Annotated in this window: 27 protein-coding genes and 1 pseudogene; 17 read left to right on the top strand and 11 right to left on the bottom strand. The window is 34.8% G+C overall.

Translation table 11 applies throughout. The annotated features are described in order from the left end of the window. Positions 1 to 225: 225 nt before the first annotated feature. On the top strand, positions 226 to 1038 hold the full coding sequence (gene yidA / locus P3L37_RS08690) for a sugar-phosphatase (RefSeq protein WP_109912421.1): 813 nt from the start codon (positions 226 to 228) through the stop codon (positions 1036 to 1038). A gap of 64 nt (positions 1039 to 1102) precedes the next feature. Here yidA and yddG read toward each other — a convergent pair whose 3' ends face one another. Together yddG and P3L37_RS08680 are read right to left on the bottom strand one after the other, a co-directional pair. Then, positions 1103 to 2002, bottom strand: a complete 900-nt coding sequence (yddG, locus tag P3L37_RS08685) for an aromatic amino acid DMT transporter YddG (RefSeq protein ID WP_109912420.1) — start codon at positions 2000 to 2002, stop codon at positions 1103 to 1105. 187 nt (positions 2003 to 2189) lie between these two features. Next, entirely contained in the window at positions 2190 to 3650 is a 1461-nt protein-coding gene (locus P3L37_RS08680) for an alanine/glycine:cation symporter family protein (protein ID WP_110731981.1), read from the bottom strand. A 581-nt stretch (positions 3651 to 4231) separates the two neighbouring features. Between P3L37_RS08680 and P3L37_RS08675 the strand changes: the two genes are divergently transcribed. Then, positions 4232 to 4480: a DinI-like family protein gene (locus P3L37_RS08675; RefSeq protein ID WP_004253462.1), complete on the top strand. Its 249-nt coding sequence runs from the start codon at positions 4232 to 4234 to the stop codon at positions 4478 to 4480. 379 nt (positions 4481 to 4859) lie between these two features. Continuing rightward, complete coding sequence (locus P3L37_RS08670) at positions 4860 to 5231, top strand: hypothetical protein (RefSeq protein WP_109912418.1); 372 nt, start codon at positions 4860 to 4862, stop codon at positions 5229 to 5231. A 57-nt stretch (positions 5232 to 5288) separates the two neighbouring features. Here P3L37_RS08670 and P3L37_RS08665 read toward each other — a convergent pair whose 3' ends face one another. Next, positions 5289 to 5666 carry a hypothetical protein gene (locus tag P3L37_RS08665; protein WP_109912417.1) on the bottom strand — a complete coding sequence of 126 codons (378 nt, stop codon included), beginning with the start codon at positions 5664 to 5666 and terminating at the stop codon, positions 5289 to 5291. Positions 5667 to 5952: 286 nt separating this feature from the next. Here P3L37_RS08665 and P3L37_RS08660 point away from each other — a divergent pair, with 286 nt between their 5' ends. From P3L37_RS08660 to P3L37_RS08650, 3 genes are all read left to right on the top strand, one after another. After that, positions 5953 to 6192: a HEAT repeat domain-containing protein gene (locus P3L37_RS08660; RefSeq protein WP_004911467.1), complete on the top strand. Its 240-nt coding sequence runs from the start codon at positions 5953 to 5955 to the stop codon at positions 6190 to 6192. A gap of 175 nt (positions 6193 to 6367) precedes the next feature. Continuing rightward, a complete protein-coding gene (locus tag P3L37_RS08655) occupies positions 6368 to 6706 on the top strand; it encodes a hypothetical protein (RefSeq protein ID WP_004911469.1) in 339 nt (112 codons plus the stop codon). A gap of 253 nt (positions 6707 to 6959) precedes the next feature. Continuing rightward, positions 6960 to 8111 carry a pyridoxal phosphate-dependent aminotransferase gene (locus tag P3L37_RS08650; RefSeq protein ID WP_004911470.1) on the top strand — a complete coding sequence of 384 codons (1152 nt, stop codon included), beginning with the start codon at positions 6960 to 6962 and terminating at the stop codon, positions 8109 to 8111. A gap of 45 nt (positions 8112 to 8156) precedes the next feature. Here the strand turns inward: P3L37_RS08650 and P3L37_RS08645 are convergent, their stop codons facing one another. After that, positions 8157 to 8501 carry a DMT family protein gene (locus P3L37_RS08645; RefSeq protein WP_109912416.1) on the bottom strand — a complete coding sequence of 115 codons (345 nt, stop codon included), beginning with the start codon at positions 8499 to 8501 and terminating at the stop codon, positions 8157 to 8159. A 134-nt stretch (positions 8502 to 8635) separates the two neighbouring features. Between P3L37_RS08645 and P3L37_RS08640 the strand changes: the two genes are divergently transcribed. Continuing rightward, the gene (locus tag P3L37_RS08640; RefSeq protein ID WP_109912415.1) at positions 8636 to 9127 is read left to right on the top strand and encodes an N-acetyltransferase; all 492 of its coding nucleotides are present in this window, start codon (positions 8636 to 8638) and stop codon (positions 9125 to 9127) included. Positions 9128 to 9211: 84 nt separating this feature from the next. Then, positions 9212 to 9994, top strand: a complete 783-nt coding sequence (locus tag P3L37_RS08635; RefSeq protein WP_109912414.1) for a class I SAM-dependent methyltransferase — start codon at positions 9212 to 9214, stop codon at positions 9992 to 9994. A gap of 47 nt (positions 9995 to 10041) precedes the next feature. On the opposite strand, the gene P3L37_RS08630 is transcribed toward P3L37_RS08635, so the two are convergent. Then, positions 10042 to 10518, bottom strand: coding sequence for a hypothetical protein (locus P3L37_RS08630; protein WP_004911484.1), 477 nt, complete (start codon positions 10516 to 10518; stop codon positions 10042 to 10044). 73 nt (positions 10519 to 10591) lie between these two features. Beyond that, positions 10592 to 10930, bottom strand: coding sequence for a GlpM family protein (locus P3L37_RS08625; RefSeq protein ID WP_109912413.1), 339 nt, complete (start codon positions 10928 to 10930; stop codon positions 10592 to 10594). Between the two features lie 358 nt (positions 10931 to 11288). Between P3L37_RS08625 and P3L37_RS08620 the strand changes: the two genes are divergently transcribed. Then, positions 11289 to 12947, top strand: coding sequence for a methyl-accepting chemotaxis protein (locus P3L37_RS08620; RefSeq protein WP_272667372.1), 1659 nt, complete (start codon positions 11289 to 11291; stop codon positions 12945 to 12947). Positions 12948 to 13140: 193 nt separating this feature from the next. Further along, positions 13141 to 13983 carry an MBL fold metallo-hydrolase gene (locus P3L37_RS08615; RefSeq protein WP_004911498.1) on the top strand — a complete coding sequence of 281 codons (843 nt, stop codon included), beginning with the start codon at positions 13141 to 13143 and terminating at the stop codon, positions 13981 to 13983. Positions 13984 to 14084: 101 nt separating this feature from the next. Here the strand turns inward: P3L37_RS08615 and P3L37_RS08610 are convergent, their stop codons facing one another. After that, a complete protein-coding gene (locus P3L37_RS08610) occupies positions 14085 to 14474 on the bottom strand; it encodes a nuclear transport factor 2 family protein (protein ID WP_004911500.1) in 390 nt (129 codons plus the stop codon). 458 nt (positions 14475 to 14932) lie between these two features. Between P3L37_RS08610 and P3L37_RS08605 the strand changes: the two genes are divergently transcribed. Both P3L37_RS08605 and P3L37_RS08600 read left to right on the top strand, forming a co-directional pair. Then, positions 14933 to 15958 carry an isoaspartyl peptidase/L-asparaginase family protein gene (locus P3L37_RS08605; protein ID WP_109912411.1) on the top strand — a complete coding sequence of 342 codons (1026 nt, stop codon included), beginning with the start codon at positions 14933 to 14935 and terminating at the stop codon, positions 15956 to 15958. A 176-nt stretch (positions 15959 to 16134) separates the two neighbouring features. Beyond that, positions 16135 to 16344 carry a hypothetical protein gene (locus tag P3L37_RS08600; RefSeq protein ID WP_109912410.1) on the top strand — a complete coding sequence of 70 codons (210 nt, stop codon included), beginning with the start codon at positions 16135 to 16137 and terminating at the stop codon, positions 16342 to 16344. Between the two features lie 55 nt (positions 16345 to 16399). On the opposite strand, the gene P3L37_RS08595 is transcribed toward P3L37_RS08600, so the two are convergent. Further along, positions 16400 to 16618 (bottom strand): YdcH family protein, encoded by a 219-nt coding sequence (locus P3L37_RS08595; RefSeq protein WP_110731982.1) that lies wholly within the window; start codon positions 16616 to 16618, stop codon positions 16400 to 16402. Between the two features lie 334 nt (positions 16619 to 16952). On the opposite strand from P3L37_RS08595, the gene P3L37_RS08590 reads away from it, so the two are divergent. Together P3L37_RS08590 and tam are read left to right on the top strand one after the other, a co-directional pair. Then, positions 16953 to 17840, top strand: coding sequence for a PhzF family phenazine biosynthesis protein (locus tag P3L37_RS08590; RefSeq protein WP_109912408.1), 888 nt, complete (start codon positions 16953 to 16955; stop codon positions 17838 to 17840). Positions 17841 to 17907: 67 nt separating this feature from the next. Then, on the top strand, positions 17908 to 18666 hold the full coding sequence (tam, locus tag P3L37_RS08585; protein ID WP_109912407.1) for a trans-aconitate 2-methyltransferase: 759 nt from the start codon (positions 17908 to 17910) through the stop codon (positions 18664 to 18666). 53 nt (positions 18667 to 18719) lie between these two features. On the opposite strand, the gene P3L37_RS08580 is transcribed toward tam, so the two are convergent. Then, a complete protein-coding gene (locus P3L37_RS08580) occupies positions 18720 to 19076 on the bottom strand; it encodes an MmcQ/YjbR family DNA-binding protein (RefSeq protein WP_004911514.1) in 357 nt (118 codons plus the stop codon). Between the two features lie 293 nt (positions 19077 to 19369). Further along, positions 19370 to 19765, bottom strand: a complete 396-nt coding sequence (locus P3L37_RS08575; RefSeq protein WP_109912405.1) for a hypothetical protein — start codon at positions 19763 to 19765, stop codon at positions 19370 to 19372. Between the two features lie 1095 nt (positions 19766 to 20860). On the opposite strand from P3L37_RS08575, the gene P3L37_RS08570 reads away from it, so the two are divergent. From P3L37_RS08570 to P3L37_RS08560, 3 genes are all read left to right on the top strand, one after another. After that, complete coding sequence (locus P3L37_RS08570) at positions 20861 to 21184, top strand: helix-turn-helix domain-containing protein (RefSeq protein WP_004911517.1); 324 nt, start codon at positions 20861 to 20863, stop codon at positions 21182 to 21184. Between the two features lie 40 nt (positions 21185 to 21224). Next, on the top strand, positions 21225 to 21476 hold the full coding sequence (locus P3L37_RS08565; protein WP_004911521.1) for a helix-turn-helix domain-containing protein: 252 nt from the start codon (positions 21225 to 21227) through the stop codon (positions 21474 to 21476). A gap of 955 nt (positions 21477 to 22431) precedes the next feature. Further along, positions 22432 to 23343, top strand: coding sequence for a bile acid:sodium symporter family protein (locus P3L37_RS08560; RefSeq protein WP_004911522.1), 912 nt, complete (start codon positions 22432 to 22434; stop codon positions 23341 to 23343). A gap of 125 nt (positions 23344 to 23468) precedes the next feature. On the opposite strand, the pseudogene hmuV reads toward P3L37_RS08560, so the two are convergent. Then, positions 23469 to 23700, bottom strand: a pseudogene (gene hmuV / locus P3L37_RS08555) (hemin ABC transporter ATP-binding subunit); the annotation flags it as partial. Between the last annotated feature and the right edge of the window lie 23 nt (positions 23701 to 23723).

The raw sequence follows: 23723 nt of genomic DNA, 5'->3' as shown, positions 1-23723 counted from the left end.
GAATATTTTAGCCGCATTAATCTATTGATTCACATGCTAATGCTATAAAACATTGTCATTTCAAGCTTCGACTATTGAACAGAGTTCCTGCCTTGTATTCTGTTCAATTTCAAATCAAATACCCATTATTCTATTGTGAATAAAATTATAACTATTTGTATAATTTACATTCTGAATAATTGGAGTAAGGTATTGGCAGAAAGCACGCATTTTAGGAGGCATTGGATGTCAATCAAACTGGTCGCCATTGATTTAGATGGCACATTACTTAACTCCCAACACCAAATATCTCCCGCAGTAAAAGAGGCTGTCACTCAAGCCAAACAAAAAGGTGTACATATTATTTTAGCCTCAGGTAGGCCATTTTCGGGGATCTCCCCTTACCTACGGGAATTAGGTTTAAATACCGCAGATAACTATTGTATCAGTAATAATGGTAGTGTCATTCACCAAGCCAATGATGGCAGTCATCTGGCAGAGAATTTGTTAGATTTCGCTGACTTCCAATATTTTGAGGAACTGGCTAGAAATGTCGGGGTTCACATGCATGCTCTTGCGGATAACAGCATGTTCACGGCAAACCGCCATATTAGTCACTATACAGTTGCAGATGCTTATTTAACTCACACTCCGCTTATCTATTGCCCCGTTAATGAAATGGACTCTTCTTTGGAATTTACTAAATTTATGATGATTGACCATCCAGAGAAATTAGATATTGGTATCAGTTATCTTCCAGAGAATGTCTTCGATAATTACGCTTTAACCCGAACAAGCCCGTATTTCCTAGAGGTATCAAATAAAACCTCAAGTAAAGGCGCGGCATTGCAATGTATCTGTGAAAAACTGGGTATTACACCTGACAAAGTCATGAGTATTGGTGACCAAAATAATGATATCCAAATGCTACAATACGCCAGTGTTTCTGTCGCAATGGGCAATGCTTTAGAGCCAATTCGCCAAATGGTTAAATTTGTGACCACAACTAATGATGAAGATGGCGTTGCCGTCGCCATTAATAAATTTATTAATGTATAAGCCCGCAAAAATTCACTTCAGTATATTTTCTGTTGCAGCGCTTATCTGGGACGCGCTGCACCTTTTAACCGCGTATTGGTTTTTGCCTCGTCGCTAAAAAGCAAATCACCGACCCCATTGTCACCATTAACACACCTTGCCAAAAACTTAACGTTAATGCCGTGCTTAATAACATAGACGCGAATGCAGTTGATATAACTGGGGTAAAATAAGAGAGTGTCCCTAAAAAAGCCACATTGCCCTTGATAACCGCAAATGTCCATAATGCATTCGCACCGCCAGTCGCAATTGAGGCCACCACTAATAATAACAGGCTTTCTTTATTGATAATAAACGGTGTTGGAGTACTGAAAAAATACAATATCCATAACCCAATAGAGGTCATGATAAAGAATAGTACCATACCATTGTAACCTCCAGAAATACGCTTAGTGACATTGCTGTAAAACGACCAAACAATAGCCCCAATAAAGGCTAAAAAATAACACAGTGGATTACTTTGAATATTTGCCCAAATACTTTGCACCGACAATGGTTGATTTCCTGAAATTACCCAGATCAACCCCATAAATGCTAAAACTAAACCTAATCCTAATAATAAAGTGAAACGTTGACGGTTAAAAAATACAGCCAGTGCGATAGTAAAACTTGGCCACAAATAATTCACCATACCAAGTTCAATAGCTTGCTGCCGGCTATTGGCTAAGCCTAACGCTAATACAAAACAGATTTCATAGCTAACAAACAGTACCGTTCCCCAAAGCAAATAGCGTTTGGGATACTTCGTTATTTTAGGCACCCCCATGGCAAGTACTAACACAAGGGAACCGACTGTATAAACTAATGCTGCACCACCAACAGGCCCAAAATTTTCACTTACACTGCGAATCAGTCCTACCATTGTGCTCCACAACAAGATTGAAATAACTCCATACAGCGTTGCGGCGTACTGATTCAATTTCATAACTCTCTCGGCTATTTAAATTAGAAAATGATATATATTGTGATAATACATTTATTTCACCATCTTAAAAAACCTTATAGCTCAAAGAATTATAAAACAAGCGTTTATTCTTATTAAACCTTGATAATATTTCATAAAAAAATTCTCAGGCTTTCACCTAAGAATTTTATGCTTTACGTTTTTTATATTAGCGAGATGTTTCTTTCTCAACCCACTTATCGACTTCTTCTTTTTCCCATATCCCCTCCTCAAACTGTTTCTTTAATTCAGGGTGCTGATTAATATCAAAAGTCGGTATTTTACCTGCAACCAATTGCTGGTTATAATCTTTAGCGAGTTTGAAAGCGATACCCGATAATAAAAGGATCGCGATTAGATTTGTTATTGCCATTAACCCCATGGATAAATCAGCAAGTTTCCAAATAAATGGCATTTCAGCAAGTGCACCAAACATCACCATCCCTAATGCAGCTAAACGGAAAATAAATAAACCCGCTGTATGGTTATTCTCTAGAAAAATCATATTGCTTTCAGCGTATGCATAATTAGCAATGATTGACGTAAACGCAAAAAAGAAGATAGCAATCGCAATAAAAGTACTTCCCCAGCTACCAACGGCAGAAGATAGCGCAAGTTGTGTCAACTCAATGCCATTAATGTTATTCATCCCACTTTCTAGAACACCAGATGACAAAATAATAATTGCGGTCGCACTACAAATAACAATGGTATCCATAAAAACACCAAGCATCTGCACATATCCTTGAGATGCAGGATGAGGTGGATAAGGCGCTGCGGATGCCGCTGCATTTGGTGCTGACCCCATCCCTGCCTCGTTAGAGAATAGCCCTCGCTGAATACCTTGTGTCATAGCCTGAGCAACACCATAACCAACAGCACCACCCGCTGCCTCTTGCAAACCAAATGCATTTCGGATTATCAGCATAAAAACTTCAGGTAATCGTTCAATATGGTGCCCAACAACCCAAAATGCCAATAACAAATAGGCTAACGCCATAACAGGAACAACTAATTCAGCAACCCTCGCAATGGATTTCAATCCACCAAAAATAATAATCCCACTTAATAAAACTAAGCCAATGCCAACATAAATTGGATTGAAATCAAAGGCGACTGCGGTTGCTTGAGCAATAGAATTAGCTTGTACTGCATTAAATACTAAACCAAAGGCAATAATCAGAAATATTGAAAACAACACCCCCATCCAGCGTTGGTTTAAGCCTTTTTGCATATAATATGAAGGCCCACCGCGATAATTTCCTTTATCATCTTTGGTTTTGTATAACTGTGCTAAAGTACATTCAATAAAAGATGTTGCCATTCCGAGTATAGCAACGACCCACATCCAAAAAATAGCACCGGGTCCGCCAGCTGTTAGCGCAATTGCGACCCCGGTTAAGTTTCCTGTACCGACCCTAGCGGCTAAACTTGTACATAGTGCCTGAAAAGATGAAATACCTGCGCTATCAGATTGTTTACTGTTTTTTAAGACACTAAACATATGGCCAAAATGCCTAATTTGAATAAACCCTGATCGAAGCGTAAAATACAGGCCTGCCCCCAGTAATAAATAAATAAGTAACGAACCCCAAATAATATTAGTTAGTGAGTTTATAAATTCTATCAAATTACACTCCTTTTTTATTAGAACGATTAATATTGAATTAATCGAAAATCAACCCTCACATTTAAAACATAACTCCAAAAAAAGGAGTTTAGCTTACCAAAGCCAAATCATCTTAATATGATTATCAGAAATTATATTTTTTTCTCTTTAATGTAAATTAATTTCCGATTCGTCTACCGTTAACTACATTACGTTTTAATTAAAACGAGTTAGACGTTCACAAACAAATACATATAACACCTTGAAAAACCTAACCAAGAAAAAATCCTTTATAATTAAGCAAGAAACAAATCAAATGATTGATTTGCAGTATTTATTTTAACCAGTAAGTTACTTGAATAAATAAAAAATCGTTATTCATTTCATCGCTTCAATCTTAATTAACTTATTTCTCAACAAAAATATTTATAATATTTTTTTTGTTTAATTCAATTATTACTTGGAATATCTAGTCAATGAATGAGGTTAATTTATAATCAAAAAGCCTATCACGTTACAATCGTCACAATTAGATAGTTGCTTATACTTTCACTTAACAATAAACTGAGCCTAATTAAATTTTATAGACAAGAGGTTAACGTATGGAAATTAATATCAAGTTATCTGATGACCCACTTTCTCAGCTCCCTGAAAAATCATATGAATCCTTCATTGCTGAGCTAAAAGCACGTGTTTTAGAAGTCTACCCTGGCAGCTATCTTTTGATTACTCATGATAATGGCCCAACAACCTTTCAAACTAAAGGCTTTCATGATGATAACGAAGCACATATTGTCTTACATGAACTTGTCGAAGATGTCTTAAAACATGGCCATTGGTTAAAACAGTAATCTCCTTGTTAGGTTACATGAACAAAACCAGCTATGAGTCTACCTGACCTCTAGCTGGTTATTTTTTATTTCTCCCATATTTCGATAACACGCCTCTAATATGGGTTCAAACTCTGATCAAGATCATACTTAATCTTAACTTTCACCAAAACAAGTTAAAATCGCTTTACCTCACACCGTTATATGATACTGTATATAACGTAATTTTCATTTACATTGCTTTTGCTAATTATAGCGGCCAGTATTTATACTGGCTCTTTTTTATGAAATCATGCTAAAACCCTCTTTGTCATCCCCCATTTTAGGCCTAATCTGCTATAGTATTTTTCTAGTACCAGATAGAGTTATTATTCATTGTGTGCAAAATAGAGGTATGACTATGAAGCGTTTGTTACTGGCTTTTTGCCTGGCTCCAGCCCTTGTTATGGCTGATAATGCCCCATTAAATATTAGTGAAATAGCCAAAGATTATTGTGAGATCACTGGTCAAGCACTAAGTGAAGCATACAGCACTGACAAAACTAGCAGTGAATTAACCCAATCAACCATTGCTAAATTGAAAAGTGAAAATGTCGACCTCAAGCAATTAGCTACTGTAGAGTCAGACCTCCGCGAAAATCTAACATCAGCGATTGACGCCGTACGTAGCAATAAATCTAAGTTTGCTAATGAAGCTGACTTCAATAAATCATTAAATGACTCCATTTCAGCTTGTAAGATTCAAACTGAACTGCTTTTGAATAAATCTTAATCATTTGATTTTAAAAAAAAGAAAAAGCGCTCAAACTAAAATTTGAGCGCTTTGTTATTAATTGGTTTGTTTTTTAACACACAACTGTTCAATCGAAAATTGTAATTCAGGAGTTTCACTAATAATCAATTGCCCATGCTCAGAAAAACGCCCTTCTTTAATGCTGACATTTGCAACAAATGGTAGCGAGCTATCTTGGGTCGATAAGCGGTATAAGCCGCAAACCCGATAACTTTCTCCTTCCTTAAACTCACTTTTTTGTACTATATCCACATCACTGAACTCAATCGCTGATGCGTTTCCTAGCTTTTTTTCCACCATGCTTTGCGCTTCATTTTTAACATCTGAGTCACCAATACTGGTATAAGAATGGTATGCAAATACGCCTAAAGCCAATAGCAATACAATTAATAATTTTGTTTTTATACGTTTCAACGCATCACCCTTTCTATTTTATGATAACTCAACCTAGTATAAATGTATTATATCAATTTGAGTAAACAATTTGAGCTTTTGCCTTACGCATTTACGTTTGTCCTAACCAGTTGACACTACTTTATAAAAATTAGTTTTTTAAATTGAAAACATTACCAATGTCCTTCCTGTTATTATTGATTCAATCTATATCTATTAAATTAACATTAATAAAAAAAACATTTTTTATTTATTTATTTAGTTTTATACTGGCCTATATACTACCTGACTGATTTAATATATTTTTATGAAAGAAAAAATCGTTAAAAACCTTGTTAGCCTAACTCATGGTACCAACAATGATGTTAAAATAGCGGCGATAAATGCATTAGGCGATTATATTTGTTCTATTGAACAAGAAGATGCTATCGATAGACTATTAGCTTTATGTGAGGATTATAATAAAGATATTGCTGTAGCATCAATTGTATCAATTAGCAAACTAGCTAAATTCTTCCATGAAACCCAACAAAACAAAACCAATTAAAAAAATAACGATTTAACGTAAAATTCATTTATTTAACAAATGATTTGCATTATGAGAAAATAAAGGAAGAAACATGACTGAATTATGGTTTATTCATTTAGATAAGTAAATTCAATTGAATTAATTAATTCCAATGGCAGAATAATAATCAATAAATATCTAAAGGAGATATAACATGAATATATTAAAACCATTAATTCTCAGTGCAAGTTTAATCGCGATTAGTTTTTCAACATTCGCTTACCCAGGAGATGGTAATGGTTCATGGCACCGCGGAGGGTACCAAAACCAACAGCAATATAATGATAGGCCTTGCGATAATTACCGCCACTCTAATCATGCAAATCGTCACCGTGGTATGATGCAGTATTCAACATCAATTCAAACTACTCAACCAGATGAAACACTGAAAAAAATTGCTGCAGATGCTCCTAAAGGAGAAAATGGTAAACAATATATGGTTAAAGTTGCGGTTGTAGAAATTACACCTAACTTTCCAGTACAAGGCCAATAATTTTTACCAAGGGTAGAATAAACTACCCTTTTTTGTTTATATGACTTCAATGGTTATACCCCCCCATAATTGATCCCCCTTACTTTGCTATCTTGGCATGACATGTTTCTTTTCTTATTTACCGTAGATAAATTTGCAATAGTTCAGAAACTAACCAGATGAATAAGTAATCATAAAAAGTAAATAATTATTTACTTTGGAACTATTTTGAGTAATCTAATACTTTCAAAGATAATAATTTCAGGGAATAACTATGGATCGCCGTTCGTTTCTTAAATCCACATCACTAGTTGCAGGTGGAATTGCACTTAACTCACTTTTTAATCAAGCCATTGCGCAAACAAACAACATAAATATACCAAGTGAAAAACAACCTCTCTTGCTGAATTTTAATGAAAATTCATTAGGGATGTCACCGAGTGCAAAAGAGGCCATTATCAAAGCGTTACCTAATGCATTTCGTTATCCGGATGACGCTCGTGCTGAATTACAGCATAATATTGGTGAGCTCTACAGTTTATCTAATAAGCACATTAGTATGGGTAATGGATCATCTGAAACGATTCAAGCTGTTGTCGCTATGTTGGCAAATAAAGCAAACAAACTCGGTAAAAAAATTCAACTAGTCACCCCTGATCCAACGTTCAATTATGCAGAACTTTATTCTCTGCCATTAGGTATTAAGATAACCAAAATTCCTTTAAAAACTGATTTATCATTTGATCTAGAAGGAATGGAAAAAGCTGCTAATGATTTTGACGGTTTATCAATGGTCTATATTTGTAACCCGAATAACCCGACAGCAATGATCACGCCTTATAGCCAGTTGGTTAAATGGATGAGTAAAGAGTCTGACAACACATTTTTTATCGTTGATGAAGCTTACGCCGAGTTTGTTGAAGACCCAAATTTTACGAGTGCTATTCAATTAGTCAAAAAAGGCCAAAATAACCTGATTGTCACACGTACTTTCTCAAAAATTTTCGCCTTAGCAGGTTTAAGAGTTGGCTATGGTGTTGCGACCCCCGAAATTATTGCTGCTGTAGACGAATTTTTATCTATTGATAATACCAATACAGCGGGAGCAGTCGCTGCAATAGCGTCTCTAAAGGATAAATCATTTATTGAATACAGCCTAAAATCTAACAATATTTCGAGAAAAATCGTAGAAAAAGCATTAAATGAGATTGGGTTAGAATATGCCCCATCACAGGCTAATTTTATTTTCCATAAAGTTAAAGGTGACGTAAAAACCTATCAACAACGTATGGCTGAAGCTCATGTTATGGTTGGCCGTGAATTCCCACCTGCCATTGGCTGGAATAGACTCACACTAGGAACCCCCGAAGAAATGCAGCAATTTGTTGTGATATTAAAGCAGTTTCATGAAAAAGGATGGGTATAAATTAAGTTCTCTCCAAAAAGAGCAGTTCAAGCTGCTCTTTTTACATTAAAATGGCCCCTTAAAGATAAAAAAGGCGCCTGCAAAAATAAAAATAAAACCAATTAAATGGTTAATGGTAAAATTTTCACCTAAATATAATACCGAAAAAAGAACAAAAACACAGAGTGTTATCACCTCTTGCATTGTTTTTAATTCAGCCGCACTGTAATACTGATGCCCTAACCGATTAGCTGGCACTGCAAAACAGTATTCAACCAATGCAATTAACCAGCTAAAGAAAATAACAACATACAACGGCTTTGTTGTGAACTTTAAATGGCCGTACCAAGCAAACATCATAAATACATTTGAAATAATAAGTAAGAATACTGGATAAAATTTAGTTAACATGCTGATTCAATAGACAAACAATAAATAACCGATATTATGAGGTTAGAATTAACACACGACAATGTGCTCCCATAAATACCCCTGCGCTTCATATCATAAATTTAAACGTATTTAGCAATCATTACGAGGTAATAATGAATATTAAATATGAATTAATGACACAACCAGATTGTCCTGCTGTTGCTCAATTATTGCAATCTAATTCTGAATCTCAACAAGGTGGATTACTCGGTGAATACCCTCAAGCCAAAGTCAATGCAATGTTTGCAGGAAGTCTGACTACCGTTGTAGCTCGAGATGGAAATAAAATTATCGCTGTCGTATTTAGCTTTGACCCTAATTCCTCATCCCTACCCCCTATAGCACATTTGATCATTAAACAGCATGCAGAAATTGTACAAGGCAACTGGTTCTATGGTCCTGTTTGTATCGATAGTGATTATCGAGGGAGAAATATTCTCAAATCACTTTTTGATAAAATTTGTTCGTACAACCAAGGAAAGCCTATTGCCTTTATTAATGCAGACAATCTCAGATCGCTTATGGCGCATCAAAAAATAGGCATGAGCAATGCCACTAACTTTGAATTTAATGGCATCACATATCATCTAATGGTAGGGAGTTAATTGTGTACCAATTGGTACATTTTTATTTTAATTTGCTTATTTTTTGCTACACTGTGACAAATTATTGTATACAGGAGTCATTTTATGACAGATTTCATTAGTGCAAATCAAAAAGCATGGGATAAACAAGCTGAATCACAACTTGCTTGGTCAACCCCCGTTGATTCCAAAACTATCAATGATGCCAAACAGGGAAAATGGCAAGTTCATTTAACACCAACTCCTGTTGATGATACTTGGTTAGGGAATGTAAAAGATAAAAAAATTCTTTGCTTAGCTTCTGCGGGGGGGCAGCAAGCTCCGGTACTCGCGGCAGCAGGAGCAAATGTGACTGTTTTTGATTTTTCTCAGAAACAGCTTGACCAAGACAAAATGGTGGCAGAAAGAGATAATTTAACCTTAGAGATTGTTCAAGGTGACATGCGATCATTACACATGTTTGCTAATGAAACATTTGATATTATATTTCATCCTATTTCTAATCTGTATATTCCGGATGTTAGCCCTGTCTGGCAAGAATGCTACCGTGTTTTAAAACCAAATGGACGGCTGTTATCCAGTTTTTTTAATCCTGTTGTTTTTATTGGGGAACGAGATAAGCAATATGACGAACAAGGTATAATAAAGCCAAGTTACACTATGCCTTACTCCGAACTATCTACTTTATCAGTAGAGCAAATAGCACAAAAGCAGGCAAAGCAAGAAGCTTTTGTATTTGGTCATTCACTGACAGATCTCATTGGTGGGCAAATAAAGGTAGGTTTTCATATCACAGGCTTTAAAGAGGACTGGCAACCTAATCCACGCTTTGTCGTTGACAATTATCTACCCACATTCCTAGCGACGATGGCAGTTAAATCAAATTAATATTAGTGACGCTCGTTTTGCTAGCAACTCAACGAGCTATCATTAATTTAGCTTCTTTTACAATATCTATCCCACACAGCTTCAAATTGTTCTGCGGGAATAATATCATCTGTTTTTTCTACAAAAGGAATGGATATCATTACTTTTCCAGCTCTATTTTTATGAAGCCTAACGATAAATCTTTTATAGCCATGGGGTAACTCATTTTCAAAACCAAAGACTTCACCGCAATAATAGCCCGTTTCATCCCCTTCTTCATTTTTCGTCAATACATAATATTGAACATTTTTATAATTTGCAGCCGAAGGGTAAGCAAGAAAATCTTCGACAGAACTTTTCACTCGGCTTTCAGTATCTAACTCAGCATCAAGTTTAACTTCAGTCATAATTCCTGCAATATACGCACAGCCAGCAACTAACAGTAATACCAGGGTTCTTAATAACATTTTAATGGTACAGCTCAATAGAAAACATTGCTTATCATTATAGTTAATACTTAAATTTTTGCGACTATAGCCAACCATGTTTAAGCCGTCAGCATATCGAGAGAGTTTAGTTTTATGATGTTTTATAGCTAATTATTTTACTCTATGTTATTTATTGAGTGAGTTGCCATATATAAACTAATATTGCCGCTGTTATTATCCAAATAGCGGTTGCCATACTTAAACTTCCCCAAGCGGTCATTTTCGTTGCTAATAAATATACCGTTAGTAAATACATTGCATAAGGAATGAGAGACCAGAGCCCAAACAGTGCAGTTTTTCTGAGAGCTTCTGTTCCTTGTTCTTGAACGACGATAACATGAGCAATTAATGCAAATGTAGGAAATAACGGAACTAAACCTGCAATATAGTAAATTTTACTACGTGAAAATAGTGCAATAATCAATACGGCTAAAGTACCTAAAAGGCATTTAAAGAATAAAGAAAGCATACCGCACTCTAGACTCAAATTTTAAACGTTGACTATTATTATCACAAATCACTCGTAAATTAACTCTCTTGTAGGTAGCAATCTACAACAATTATTTCCTCTTATTCCCTCGTTATCAGTAAAAGTTGCCTAATCCCTTTCAATTTTATGAGCTAAGTCAAATTGTTGAATATAAAGTATCCAGAATTAGTGCCGATACATTTACTTAGTCCCTACGCCTGATGCTTTCGCGTGACTACATATAACTTTTTAGCTATCGGACAGCTTCGATTTGCTCATGGTTAATAACGTTATGTTTAGAAGTCGTTCTTAGTATGCGTACAAACATACTACTCGATGGTATGAAAGGAAATAATCAATGATGTCTGGTAATTTAAAAAAAATTAATTTTAGTTCAGCTAAATTCTCTTTTTCTGGTTTTAAGACAACAACCCTAGTCTGGTTTATTTCAGGCCTGCTTATCGCCCTTCTTCTTTCAACCTGTTGGTTTTTCTTTAGTTCTTTAAAACAATATCAAGAAACATTAACCAAGCTCGATACTATCTATAACGAACAAACACAGTTGAATAATACATGGCAGTCTTTATTACAGGCACGAAATACTTTAAATCGTGCTAGCTCTCGCCATTTGTTGATTATCAATAAGATGAAAACTTCAAATACTGACATAGATAGCCTTATCGAGTTTTATCATAAAAAAATGGCAGAAACAGGTAATTATTGGGATGCATCCACTGCCACCTCACTCTACAAAAATAGCGATAAATTTGCTGAGTTAGAAAAATCATATAAAGCGTTATATGCTGCATTGAATGAACTTTCAGTCTTTCTAGTTCAAGGAAAAACATATGACTTTTTAAACCAGCCGACTCAAGGATTTCAGGATACATTTGAGAAAAACTACGTAAGTTATCATCAACAATTAAATAGTAGTTATCATGATATTGCTCTTGCAAGTGAGCAACTGTATAAACAAAGTTTGATTGGTTTAATCATTACTATCTCAATAGTTATCCTCTTAGCTCTATTTATTCGATTTATTCTACAACTTTTCTTTATTCGCCCACTAAACCAAGTTATTGATGGTATTGAAAAAGTTAGCCAAGGCGTTTTATATCACAGCTTTGATAATAAAGGGTTATATGAGATCAAGTTACTTAAACAGCATGTGTCTAATATGCAAAGTAAACTGATTGATATCGTCAAAAATATTTATGACAACACTCACCATATAAAAGTTGAACTTGGTGACATCACTCAAATGAATCACGACCTTTCTATTCGAGCAGATCAACAGGCCGCAGCCATTGTTGAAACAGCAGCCAGTGTCGAAGAGCTCGATTCCTCTTTTAAATTAAATACGGCCCACACTAACCAATCGTGTCAATTGATGTCCGAGACGAGTGTAACGATTGATAAAAGTAATGAACTTATTTCTGATGTTGTAGAAAACATGGATGATATTGTCGATTTTTCCAAAGAAATCAGTAAAATCACCTCCACCATCGATAACATTGCTTTTCAAACTAATTTATTAGCATTGAATGCCGCTGTAGAAGCTGCCAGAGTGGGTGAACATGGCAAGGGCTTTGCGGTTGTCGCAAATGAAGTACGCGAATTATCAATTAGTTGTACTCAGGCATCCAAAGAAATTAAGCTATTAATTAATAATTCAAACGATAAAATTAATCACTGTTTCCAATTAGCTGCGGATGCAAATGATAATATAGTTTCAATTGCACAAGACACATCTAATATCAATGAAATGATCCAAAGTGTTGCCCTTGCTTCGAATGAGCAAACCCATGGGGTAAGCCAAATACACTTAGCAATTAATGAGTTAGATAATACCACACAAGCGAATGCAGCTATGACTCGCGAATTGCAATCATCCTTAAAAGCGTTAGAGTCTCAATCAGATTTATTAGAAGATATTATTTCTATTTTTCACACAGAACCGAAAAGTGACCATGAAGTTGACAGTGATATTCACTACGAGGTGAAAAAAGTAAAATAATTTGTCTAAACATGTATTATCTTGTATCGCAATTTATTTAGGAGGTTGGCTTTAGATAGTCGCCTCCGATAATTTTCTCATATCCCTCTCATTCCTCCAATTTTTGTTACTATGTTTTATCGCCATTTAATAACTTTTTACAGTTTATCTGATATAACAGATTACGATTACTTCTATTAAACATGAGTTCATGATGACAATAAAAATTACTGTTCTTGTAGATAATAATACCCTAATTGATAGCTATTTTTGCGGTGAACCCGGTGTTTGCTACTATATCGAAGCTGATAATAAAAAAATATTATTCGATACAGGCTATTCAGATATATTTATTGATAATGCACATATCTTAAATATTGACCTTGCTGAGATCACTGATCTGGTTCTTTCTCACGGCCACAACGATCACACATGGGGCTTAAGTCACTTAATTCAACATTTTGACCGCCGTAACATTGAAACACAAGAAGCTAAGCACCTGATATACCATCCAGATGCCTTAATTCCAAAAAAATTTCAATCTAAAGTCATCGGAGCGAATACACCTAAAGAGTTTTTAGCTTCTTATTTTCATTGTATTGAAACGACTAAGCCATATTATCTTTCTGAAAATATTATATTTTTGGGCCAAATTCCTAGAGCCAATAGCTTTGAAGGAAAAGACCCCATTGGTACTACCCTCGACTTCAACCATAATATCGTTGACGACTATGTCTTTGATGACTCTGCACTTGCCATTAAAACATCGGAAGGCCTAATTGTGATAACGGGTTGCTCTCATTCTGGAATTTGCAATATTACTGAATATGCAAAGCATGTAACTGGCATCAATAACATTGTTACTGTGATAGGCGGGTTTCATTTGCAGCAAGCCTCAGAAGAAGTTTTAGAACAAACAGGTAATTACTTTCGCCAGCAAGATTTAAAATTTATACACCCATGTCACTGTACCGATCTTAACGCCAAAATACATTTAGCGAAATTTGCGCCCGTACAAGAAGTTGGCACAGGGTTACAGTTAACTTACTCAAGTTAATATAAAACCAGTTAACACAAAATAGAATAAAGTAAAACCTAGTGTTACATTAGGTTTTACTTACACCAGTAATATTAAGCCCTTACAAAAACAATCAAAATTTATGTTCTTGAACCCAAATCTTCATCCGTATTACTGCCTTTAATCATTCTTGTCATTTCTTCGCAACGGATAATTTTCCCATCTTCTATTTGAAAACAAGCAAATACCTCAAATTCACTTATTGAACCATCTTTTTTAGTCGCTTTTGCCAGATGCTGAGTATGAACACAGCCATCCCCTTCTGCGATCGATTTTATAGTAATAACGATTGATTCAGTGGCTTCTTTCAATACCTGCAAATGGGCAATAAACTCATTAAAATTAATTTGTTTTCCATCAACAACTTGGATATATTTATCTGAAAAATATTGCTTAGCCACAGACAACGAACCTATATCCTCGCCCAATACCGCATTTAATGCTTGTGTTACCCACTGCGCGTTAGTCATATTTTATCCCTTATCATAAAAACAGCTTTCATCATTGTTATGGGAGTATTATTTTGTATTTCAAGTCAAAAACCAATTTATTATCTTTTTAATTTTATTCTTATACTATATTTCAATAATTTCTTATTTGTCCGTAATTTAATCTACAAAATACCACTTAATTTACCATTTTTATGATTACTCTGATTTGGATTAAGCACTAATCACTGGTATTATCTAATGGTCTATCTAAGCAATAGACACCTTATAACAATAACTATAAATATACATTTCCATTAGATACCCCTGCATGCAGGGGCTTTTTTTATTAAATAATTTCATCCCCCAAAAAACCATTATTGATAACCTGTGACTTTTTCCTCATTTTACGACTCTCCTAATTGCTAACATCATACTCCAATCCCATACTTTTTAAGCATTATGAAAATATCTTAGCTAACCACCTAAAGAGGTTAATCATGAAGTTACTTTTGTTAGGATGCATACTTACTGCTTCTTTTTCTTTGCAAGCAATTGCCGCTACTGAAACGCCGATCCGGCTAGTTATCCACGGTGGTGCTGGTACTATTACAAAAAATACAATCACGCCTGAACAAGAAAAAGCATACCAAGATAAATTAAATGAAGCGCTAAAAGCAGGTTATAACGTATTGAATAAAGGAGGTTCTAGCCTTGATGCAGTACAAGCTTCCATTAATGTAATGGAAGATTCGCCTTTATTTAATGCAGGCAAAGGTGCGGTATTCACTCACGATGGAAAAAATGAAATGGATGCCTCAATTATGGATGGTAGTAACCTGAAAGCAGGCGCCGTTGCTGGTGTTACCAATATCAAAAACCCAATCAATGCCGCCTATGCTGTTATGACAAAAAGCCCTCACGTGATGATGGTTTCTAAAGGTGCTGAGCAATTTGCTGCAGAGCAAGGCATTGAAATTGTTGATCCATCTTATTTCCGTACTGATTTTCGCTGGGAACAATTGCAAAAAGCGAAAGAAAAAGAAAAAGTCGTATTAGATCATGATGGGAAAACAGCTGCACTATTTGTAGACCCTATGTTATACGATTATAAATATGGCACTGTTGGAGCTGTTGCTTTAGACAAACAAGGTAACCTTGCAGCTGGTACATCAACAGGGGGTATGACAAACAAACGGTATGGTCGCGTTGGTGACTCGCCTATTATTGGTGCAGGAAATTATGCAGATAATAATACCGTAGCTGTTTCCGCAACAGGCTCTGGAGAAATGTTTATTCGTACAGCAACGGCTCATAATATTGCAGCACAGGTAAAATATAATAAAGCCACCCTTTCTGATGCATCTCGTAATGCACTCGATGACGTTAAAGCTATCGGAGGCAGTGGCGGTGTAATTGTATTGGATAAATCTGGCAATTACGCAATGGAATTTAATTCAGAAGGTATGTACCGTGGAACTATAGGTGATGACGGTATCCCTCATGTATCTATTTATAAAGAATAAACTTTAAATAAACAACAATCCCTCAGACTTAATTAATAAGTATTGAGGGATTTTTATTTCTATTATGACAATATTAAGATGAATGACAGTTACAATCTTTAACTATTTGTAAAGGAAATAAACATGCAATTAGAGTAGGTTAATTAATAATTATAACTTTTATAAAAGGTATTTTTATGCGATTTAATCTAACTCAAGTAAATATATTAGAAGAAAACACAAAGGTTACAGGGTTACATATAATTTTACTCGGTGATGATAGTTCTGTTCATACACTTAAAATGGATATAAAAGGTTTGGATACCATGAACATGAGTTTAAGAGATATAGAAAAATATGCTATCAAACAACTTAAACATAACTTTGAACATTGTTCTAATGGTTAAATTTTACGATTACTTCTAGGCAATAATAAAATTTATTGCCATATAAATAAAATTTTTATTCTTCATCAGGATTTTTAAGCACTTTATATATTTCTTCTTTTAATCGTAGTTTCTGTTTTTTTAACTCAACCACCTCATCGCCATACCCTCTTCGGTCTGAATGTTCCAATCTTGCAATTTCATGGTCTAACTGATTATGTTTTTCAAAAAGAGCACGAAAATGAGGGCTTGATTGACGAAGTTGAGAAATTAAATCGCGGTACTCTGGAAACATAAGTTATTTCTCCTGCGTTAGTTTTATCAGCACATAATCTAATCATTTTCACCTAAATCAAAAATAATATCATCCACCTTATATCAAATTTACAACCGACTTCAACTAAATTCCATGTCATTTCGAGTTAAGCATCATCACTATGTTAGCTTAAGCAAGTTATTAATACTTTATTTATGGGTTCATTAAGTTATCAATAAAAGACAGCATCATAATGACTCTATTACACAATGCGTTAATGTTAATATAGCATTTCTACCTCTCATGAAATTTAAACCAATGAGTAAGGTGCACTCAAAAATTTAAGATATCTATTTAGAACTCGGGAAAATAAATGCAAATTAAAAATACCGGCGAAATTGAGCAAGATATTCAGGTATACCTTGTGAATTCTTTCACACAAAATAATACTGGTGGCAACCCTGCTGGTGTTGTTCTCAACCCGCCAGCACTCAGTACTTCACAAAAAATAGCTATTGCGCAACAAGTCGGTTTTTCAGAAACAGCATTTGTCTATAATGGTGAACAAACTGATTTTGAAGTAGATTTCTACACCGCTGAAGGTGAAGTCGATTTTTGTGGTCATGCCACATTAGCGGTGTTTTTCACTTTAGCGTCACTTAAGCTGATTTGCTCTGGGTGTTACACCCAAAAAACCAAGGCCGGTATTCTAAGTGTGTCTGTTAGCCCGAACAATATCGTTATGGAGCAAGCGCTACCCACCCTGCGAGATGGACCTAATATCAATGAAGTTGCAGCAGCCCTTGGCATAACGAGTGACATTATCACTGAAACAAGCTTACCTATCATGATAATTTCAACTGGGTTACCCGACATTATTATTCCCGTAAAAACAGGTTATTTAGATTTACTACAGCCTAATTATGAAGCAATAGCGAAACTAAGCCGTGAATTCAATACGATCGGCTTCCATGTATTTGAGTTAAATCAAGACACATCAATCACAGCACATTGCCGAAATTTCGCACCGCTCTATGGAATAAATGAGGAATCGGCAACAGGCAGCGCTAGCGGAGCGCTTGGCTGCTATTTGGTCAATTATGTCTTACCAAATGAAACTCAATTTCTATTTGAGCAAGGTCGTGCCATGGGATGCACCTCATCGATTCAAGTAAACATTCACTCACAAGCGAAAAAGATTACTCAAGTGAAAGTTGGCGGCCAAGCCGCCATGATGGGAGCTCGAATAATACATATTTAACTAGAAGTACAATATGTTAGGCCATAGATTATGATTTAATTATTCAATAAAACAATGAGGCTAGCACATGCAAGATTGGAACCCTGATTTGTATCTGCAATTTAAACAGGAAAGAACTCGCCCATCATATGACTTAATCCGCCATATTCATGCCGATAACGTATGTAATTTAACCGATTTAGGTTGTGGTCCAGGTAATTCAACTCAAATACTTCGTGAAATGTACCCATTAGCAAGAATAATTGGGGTCGATAACTCTCCTGCCATGCTAGTTGAAGCAAAAAAGAACCTTCCTGACTGCCAGTTTATAGATGCAAACATTGAAACCTGGGCTCCTGAAATCAAACAGGACCTTATATTTGCCAATGCTTCGTTACAATGGTTACCTGATCACAACCTATTATTCCCTCATCTTGTTGATCAATTAAAAAGCAACGGTATTTTAGCCATCCAGATGCCAAATAATTGGAATGAACCCACACATGCTTTAATGCGCAAAGTGGCCAGTGAGCAAGCGATTTCCGCCGTCAATAGAACAGCGCTTTTATCAATAGCTGAATATTATGATTTGCTTTCAGCAGCCCATTGTTCTGTTGATATATGGCAAACGACTTATTATCACGTCATGCCATCGATTGATTCAATCATTGATTGGTTAAGCGCGACAGGATTAAGACCCTACGTTGAAAACCTAGATAAAAAACAAACCGAACAATTTCTCGCTCGTTACCATGAATTATTAACAGAAGCTTACCCAGCACAAGATAATGGCTATGTTTTAATGCCATTTCCTCGATTGTTTATCATCGCAAGAAAGCTTAACTAGTTAGTATGGAAATTTTTCCCATGGATGGGATAGTCTAGCAATATAATGAAATGCTAAGCTGTTAGCCTATAACTATCTTCGATTAACTCCTTGAGTTCATCATCAGTAAGGCGCCCTGGCAACTTTATCGTAATCCAATGCTCTTTATTCATATGATACGCTGGATAAATATCATCTTTTAACCGCAATGAACCAATAAGTTCAGGGGGAGCTTTAAGGTTGATAATATTAATTACCTCCTCATTTTTATTTATTTCTAATTTCTTAGATGAAATACGCATAATAACTGCAAACCACTTTGCGTTGTTTTTTCGTCTAAAAACAATATATTCAGGGTACTTCATCCATGGAGTTTCAGGCTCCACACCATAATTATGCTGAATATAATCAATCAATTCACTTCTGTTCATTTTATCATTCCATCTCATCAATGATGATTAAATAAAATTACTTACCTACGGAATTATACGCCTTCTCGCTCGCTCTGTAACAATATCTTTATTTCATACAGTTATACTCAAAGGAGTTTTCTTTTACTAAAATTCTTATGGCAACATGAATATCACCAGTGAATCTTCTAGAGGAACTATTGAACCGAGATTTATTTTTCGAACGATAAATTAACAAAGAACAGTTACTAAATAGAAATCACTTTAATGATCCCAAGCAACCACAAGACCATTATAGTGAATAATGTGCTTAATTACTGACATCGATTATCCCAAATCTTCTGAAAATCCGGCTCAGAGATCATTTCCCCCTCGAAATCAAATAAAGGAATGGAAAACACGCACTGGCCTTCATGATTAGCAGCAACTTCAACAATAAACCGCTTATACTTATATGGTAAATCATCTTTAAATGTAAACACTTCACCACATACATCCCCAATAACCTTATGACCCATCATTGAACCATGTGAATAGAATTTAACATTTCTCATGTCAGCAGCTTTCGGTTGGTGCATAAAATCCACTACTGTCTGTTTAGCGCCATCAATAAGGGTTGGTTTTTTACTAAAGTTTATTGAAACACCTATGATAAAGGCTAATAATATCAACAACAAAACACATAGAACTCGCAAAATTTTGGTGTACACAACAAGCTACCACTCCTGATATTAATTGCTTATAATGTATTCCTAATATACGTTTAGGGCAATCATAACCCCTATTTAGCGTGTGATTTGCTTAAGTCCTTTGAAGAAAACCATATCTGTTTTGCACTTACATGAACCCTTTTCTGTTAAAACTCGCTATTACCATTCGATGTTGTATCTATCATGGCAGATAAAATCTGATACAAATATTACAACTGATAAAACATCAATTATGTGTATTTAATCAATCTTGAATATGTATATTCACCCATTATTTTATAAGAAAATTAATATTTGAGGGTGCCAATTTTTACATTTAGTTAAAAATGCACCAATTCAATTCACATAGGAAGTAATTATTTAAAGAATATAACAATAAACACTAAAGACAACCTTTACCTTTGGAAATATGAATAGCTATACTGTTTTATTTTTCAGCAGTAAATAAATAATAAACGCATGGTTCCATATTGAAACGAGACATGAAAATTTCACCCTTCACAATTAATTTACTCAAGTATATAAAACCACTGCCGATATTCTAAATAATCACGACTAGATTTAATATAAATCCGTTATTACTCATAGTAAAATCAGTACATAATAAAATTCCCTGGACTGATTTATTATTATCCAATCAATTAATTTGTAACAAAACATTTCAATTGATAATATTTTATTACCAATATGATACAGCATTGTAAATAAGGATATTTATATATGTATAAATTAAATAGAAATATAGAATAAAAAAAATAGAATAAATAAAATACTAAACAATAAGCATAATTTAATCATTAAAATTAATATTCAATGTATCGTATAAAAATGAAATCGCAAATACTCTTTATACGAGTAAATACAATTGTCAATTCATTTATCTCGCAATATTGGAAAAATAGCAAAAACTGATTTAATTGCTATTTATCAATATGTTGTTACAAGCTGAAAATTAAAATCAAACGATTGACTTTTCTCTTTCAATCGATTGCGCCTATGAAAAATATATCATTAAGCGTTTTAAACGATTGTACTTAATATTATTATTTGATTAATTTTTATCTCAGAAAATTCTTACTCACTATAGGGGTTAATATGGATCGTGCTATTTTAAATAGCAAAGTAAACATCTTAATTGGAAATTATTTAAGGCAGAAACGTATCGAAAATGATCTGACAGGAGAAGATATAAGCAAATTACTTCATGTCAGTCAACAACAGGTTTCACGCTACGAAAATGGTGTTAATACTATATCATTCAGTCTAATTTTAATGTTTTTAATACAATTAAACATTAGCGTAGAATCCTTCTTCGTTTCTTTATTAAAAGAATTGGAGAGCGAAGGTGAAATTATTGATTTGGGTTTAAATTTATATTCAAATTCATTACCCAACAGAAAACAATATCTTTATTTATAATAACATTCATTATCAACAAAAATACTGCACCAACACCAATATGCTAGAAAAAGAAATAATAAAGAAAGAAATCACACAAAGGAATAAGAACCTTGGTGAATATATAAAAATTATAAGAGTGAAAAATAAAATATCAACTCATGAAATGGCAATTAATTTGGATATTACAGAAAGTCATTATATAGAGTATGAGCATGGAGGCACCTCAATTTATGCAGATCATTTAATAACCATATCTAAAATTTTTAATATAAATATAAATGTATTCTTAAATGTATATATGAAAAACTAGATATTACCACCTGTGTTAAAAGGCTTGGCTGCTGCTAGCCTTTTAACCTTTTCCCCCTGATTTGTCTACATGCTTAAACTTGAAACTAAGCCATCGAGTTGGGCAAAAACCTATGTTATGACCGAAGAATTTTTCTAAATGCACAAACGGGAGTTTTAAGCTCTCGTTTTTCATCTCATAATACCAAGACTATGTAATGCACTACCCTTAGGGTTTATTAACAATTTATTGAATTGACAATGATTATTATTCAGTGCTAATTATGATTATAATCACTAAGTTTGAACATTTTTCTTTACGCAAGATTAGTAAGTTAACCAAATACCCTGTAGGGCGTAACATGAATAATTACTGCTTTTTTATCAAGTCGGAAAAAACCTAAATCAAGCGAACAAGAAATACAAAAGCTGCTGGCTATATACAGCAATTTGAAGAGGTTGAAGCCCCTTCAAGCAAGAAAACACTTGAACGTTTTGCCGATACTCGCAGTGAAGAAGTTAAAAATATCTATGCCTTTGCTGGTGCTGATATCCTTTTAGGCATCGTTGGCGCTGTCGCAATGGTGTTTAAATAGCGTAGGCTGAAGATTACAAAAGTAGATGCTGAGAATATATGCATTCAATTTCCTCATAGCGTGTTTGCTTCTATCCTGATAAGTTTACTAGGTTGTTAGTCCGTATCTGATTCATGATATCCACACGAATTTTCAAGCAAATCGTGGTGAACAAAAAACTACAAATATAATAACAACAAACTTTAAAAATGCGCTAAATAAGTCCGGTTCTGATTGTGGAGAAAAAACGCCAACTTTATTCTATGAGCGACGCTCTTTATCAGAAGGCTATATCTCGAATAGAGAGTTGATACATTAAACTCAAATCAATCCTCTCCATGATATCGACTCGTTCTTATTGGAAAACCTAACCACTTAAAATAGATAAAAAGGAATGTCTTAATGTTGTCTAAAGTCACTCGATTATTCCCATTATGGGCTCTACTCTTATCCATATTTGCTTATTATACACCAAACTCATTTACAGGGGTCTCCCCATTTATTAGCTACTTACTGATGCTAATTATGTTTACTATGGGAGTAACACTAAGAATTAGCGATTTTAAACGCGTCGTGACAAGACCCGCCCCAGTGATTATTTGTACCTTTATTCATTACTTGATTATGCCCCTAGCAGCTTGGCTTTTGGCTAAAGCTTTTGATATGCCAGCTGATCTTGCCGTTGGAATGATATTAGTGGGTAGCGTGGCGAGTGGAACGGCTTCAAACGTGATGATCTATTTAGCGCGCGGGGATGTGGCATTATCTGTTACGATTTCATCGGTATCTACCTTGGTTGGCGTATTTGCAACACCTTTATTGACTCTGTTATATGCAGATACATCAATTAGTGTAAATGTCATGGGTATGTTGCTGTCTATCTTACAAATCGTAATTATCCCTATCATTGCAGGGTTAGTCATTCATCATCTTTTCAGTGAAATAGTGAAAAAAATTGAACCATTTTTACCTTCTTTATCAATGATTTGTATATTAGCAATAATCAGTGCTGTCGTTGCAGGTAGCCAAAGCCATATTGCTTCTGTTGGATTTATGGTCGCTATTGCTGTTGTATTACATAATGGAATCGGTTTAATTGGTGGCTATTGGGGCGGGCGTTTATTTGGTTTTGATGAGTCAACTTGCCGAACTTTGGCAATTGAAGTTGGCATGCAAAACTCAGGGTTAGCAGCAACTTTAGGAGCGCAATACTTTGGTGCTATGGCTGCTCTTCCAGGCGCATTGTTTTCTGTTTGGCATAACTTATCGGGCTCTTTACTCGCCGGATATTGGCAAGGAAAACCAACTAAATAGATACTGTTTGAATACTTAATATCCCCATTAAAAAATTGAGCTACCCAATAATTTGGGTAGTTCCAGTAAAAAGACCATTCCTTGTCATATAGAGGACTAAAGATTTAATATAATGAAAGTTACTCCGCAATAATTTGCCCTTGATGCATTAAAATAATGTGATCAGCAAAGCTGAGCCGTAAGGTTTAAATCGCGTAATACACAACACACATTTATTTTTCGTGTATTGACTAGATGCCGTAACAAACGAAAAAGATGTTGTTGGTGGTGAATATCGAGTACTGATGTCGGTTTATTCAAAAATAACCATTTAGATACAGGTTCATCTCCCCAAAGCTGAGCCAATAATATTGCCAACACCCTGCCCACCAGTGCCAAAA

Origin of the sequence: Providencia sp. PROV114, from assembly GCF_032704305.1 — a bacterium.
Taxonomy (GTDB): Bacteria; Pseudomonadota; Gammaproteobacteria; order Enterobacterales; family Enterobacteriaceae; genus Providencia; species Providencia rettgeri.
The sequence above is the reverse complement of the archived record's forward strand: the minus strand, read 5'-3'. Positions and strand labels throughout refer to the sequence as shown.

What these genes read in the sequence shown, in the direction of transcription:
- yidA (WP_109912421.1), top strand. Translation starts at nt 226, where the DNA reads ATGTCAATCAAACTGGTCGCCATTGATTTAGATGGCACATTACTTAAC.
- yddG (WP_109912420.1), bottom strand. Translation starts at nt 2,002, where the DNA reads ATGAAATTGAATCAGTACGCCGCAACGCTGTATGGAGTTATTTCAATC.
- P3L37_RS08675 (WP_004253462.1), top strand. Translation starts at nt 4,232, where the DNA reads ATGGAAATTAATATCAAGTTATCTGATGACCCACTTTCTCAGCTCCCT.
- P3L37_RS08670 (WP_109912418.1), top strand. Translation starts at nt 4,860, where the DNA reads ATGAAGCGTTTGTTACTGGCTTTTTGCCTGGCTCCAGCCCTTGTTATG.
- P3L37_RS08660 (WP_004911467.1), top strand. Translation starts at nt 5,953, where the DNA reads ATGAAAGAAAAAATCGTTAAAAACCTTGTTAGCCTAACTCATGGTACC.
- P3L37_RS08655 (WP_004911469.1), top strand. Translation starts at nt 6,368, where the DNA reads ATGAATATATTAAAACCATTAATTCTCAGTGCAAGTTTAATCGCGATT.
- P3L37_RS08650 (WP_004911470.1), top strand. Translation starts at nt 6,960, where the DNA reads ATGGATCGCCGTTCGTTTCTTAAATCCACATCACTAGTTGCAGGTGGA.
- P3L37_RS08645 (WP_109912416.1), bottom strand. Translation starts at nt 8,501, where the DNA reads ATGTTAACTAAATTTTATCCAGTATTCTTACTTATTATTTCAAATGTA.
- P3L37_RS08640 (WP_109912415.1), top strand. Translation starts at nt 8,636, where the DNA reads ATGAATATTAAATATGAATTAATGACACAACCAGATTGTCCTGCTGTT.
- P3L37_RS08635 (WP_109912414.1), top strand. Translation starts at nt 9,212, where the DNA reads ATGACAGATTTCATTAGTGCAAATCAAAAAGCATGGGATAAACAAGCT.
- P3L37_RS08630 (WP_004911484.1), bottom strand. Translation starts at nt 10,518, where the DNA reads ATGGTTGGCTATAGTCGCAAAAATTTAAGTATTAACTATAATGATAAG.
- P3L37_RS08625 (WP_109912413.1), bottom strand. Translation starts at nt 10,930, where the DNA reads ATGCTTTCTTTATTCTTTAAATGCCTTTTAGGTACTTTAGCCGTATTG.
- P3L37_RS08620 (WP_272667372.1), top strand. Translation starts at nt 11,289, where the DNA reads ATGATGTCTGGTAATTTAAAAAAAATTAATTTTAGTTCAGCTAAATTC.
- P3L37_RS08615 (WP_004911498.1), top strand. Translation starts at nt 13,141, where the DNA reads ATGACAATAAAAATTACTGTTCTTGTAGATAATAATACCCTAATTGAT.
- P3L37_RS08610 (WP_004911500.1), bottom strand. Translation starts at nt 14,474, where the DNA reads ATGACTAACGCGCAGTGGGTAACACAAGCATTAAATGCGGTATTGGGC.
- P3L37_RS08605 (WP_109912411.1), top strand. Translation starts at nt 14,933, where the DNA reads ATGAAGTTACTTTTGTTAGGATGCATACTTACTGCTTCTTTTTCTTTG.
- P3L37_RS08600 (WP_109912410.1), top strand. Translation starts at nt 16,135, where the DNA reads ATGCGATTTAATCTAACTCAAGTAAATATATTAGAAGAAAACACAAAG.
- P3L37_RS08595 (WP_110731982.1), bottom strand. Translation starts at nt 16,618, where the DNA reads ATGTTTCCAGAGTACCGCGATTTAATTTCTCAACTTCGTCAATCAAGC.
- P3L37_RS08590 (WP_109912408.1), top strand. Translation starts at nt 16,953, where the DNA reads ATGCAAATTAAAAATACCGGCGAAATTGAGCAAGATATTCAGGTATAC.
- tam (WP_109912407.1), top strand. Translation starts at nt 17,908, where the DNA reads ATGCAAGATTGGAACCCTGATTTGTATCTGCAATTTAAACAGGAAAGA.
- P3L37_RS08580 (WP_004911514.1), bottom strand. Translation starts at nt 19,076, where the DNA reads ATGAACAGAAGTGAATTGATTGATTATATTCAGCATAATTATGGTGTG.
- P3L37_RS08570 (WP_004911517.1), top strand. Translation starts at nt 20,861, where the DNA reads ATGGATCGTGCTATTTTAAATAGCAAAGTAAACATCTTAATTGGAAAT.
- P3L37_RS08565 (WP_004911521.1), top strand. Translation starts at nt 21,225, where the DNA reads ATGCTAGAAAAAGAAATAATAAAGAAAGAAATCACACAAAGGAATAAG.
- P3L37_RS08560 (WP_004911522.1), top strand. Translation starts at nt 22,432, where the DNA reads ATGTTGTCTAAAGTCACTCGATTATTCCCATTATGGGCTCTACTCTTA.